This window comes from Pontibacter rugosus (genome assembly GCF_042678745.1).
GTDB lineage: Bacteria > Bacteroidota > Bacteroidia > Cytophagales > Hymenobacteraceae > Pontibacter > Pontibacter rugosus.
The window spans coordinates 1-1361 of sequence record NZ_JBHTLD010000420.1; the positions used below are offsets into that span (position 1 = coordinate 1).

1 protein-coding gene is annotated in these 1361 nt (G+C 33.8%); it reads left to right on the plus strand.

Annotated features, from left to right (window positions below):
* Positions 1-1361: hypothetical protein (locus tag ACFQ2O_RS21655; RefSeq protein ID WP_377532995.1), on the plus strand; the 1361-nt coding region annotated here is incomplete at both ends.

The following is a 1361-nucleotide window of genomic DNA, read 5'->3' on the forward strand; positions in this document are numbered from 1 at the left end:
TCCCAGAAGAGTTTAAAGATGACAAAAACAAGGTTGAAAAGTCTATTGCTTACCGTAAAAAGGAGTGGTTGACTTCACTTTTGCCAAGTAAATCAGAAATTGTTGCTGATTTAATAAAAGAGTTGGACAAAATAAATGATGCGGATATTGATCATCCTAGTTTCGATTCTTGGCACTCAAGTTTTTCTGGAACAACTTCTCCACTTACAGTGGATGATATTCTCAATCAAAGCATAACGAATACAATCACATATTACAAGGAGTTTAATAAACAAAATCATGATTTCATGGGTCCATCAGTTGATGGTCTAATTGACATACTTACATTAACAGTTCGTAAGAACCCAAATAAATATATTGTTGATTGTAAACCACTTGTTGATGCGCCTTCGCAAATCATGTATGCTTGGATAAGAGGATTGGGTGAAAGTTGGAGAGATGAAAAAGAAAAATTTGAATGTGCAGAAGTATTTGAGACTATACTCCAAATAGTCCAAAAGAAAGAATTTTGGGAATCACATAATTCTGATGACAATTATAGTCGTTGGTTTATATCAAGTCTACTTTCCTTTATTGAAGATGGTCTTAGAGATGACAATCATGCGTTTGATGCAGACCAACTTCCAATAGTGAAAGATATCCTTTCCCAAATTTTTGAAAATGATACCCACCCTGTTTTTGACTATTCAGATTTGTCCATGACAGTTCTGAACAATTCAAGAGGTAAAATCTACACGGCTCTTTTTCAATATTCTCTACGATTAGCTCGCTTGGAAGGGAAAGACAGTGATCGATGGGATAATGACATCAAAAAATTAATCTCTCAGAAAATAGAATTGAAAGACGAGAACCCTTTACTCTTTTATGTAATCGGACAATTTTTGCCCAATATCCATTTTCTTGATGAAAGTTGGATGATCGAAAATTTCTACAAACTCTTTCCCATTGATACCGAAACTAATTGGTCTGCGGCCATGAGCGGTTATTTTTTCTATCATAGACGACCCAATAAAGTTAACTTTAAGTTATTTTTAGAAGGCTCTCACCTTTTAAAGGCTATATCAAATGACACGTTTAGAGGCGAATCAAAGAATAGCTTAATTCAACGGATTTGTACAGCTTACTTATACGAATTTGAATCTATTGATATTAATAACGAAGTGATCCAAGAGTTGATTAACTCAAAAAGCGAAGATGTTTTATCAAGTCTAATATACTTCTTTTGGAGTCCACGATTCCCCTTCGAGAAAAAGGTCATTCATAAAATTAAACCATTCTGGATTGAGCTTTTTAACAAAGCAATTAAAATGGAGGATGAAAAACTGGATTCTTATATTCTCTCAGGTTGTTGTAAATGGTTA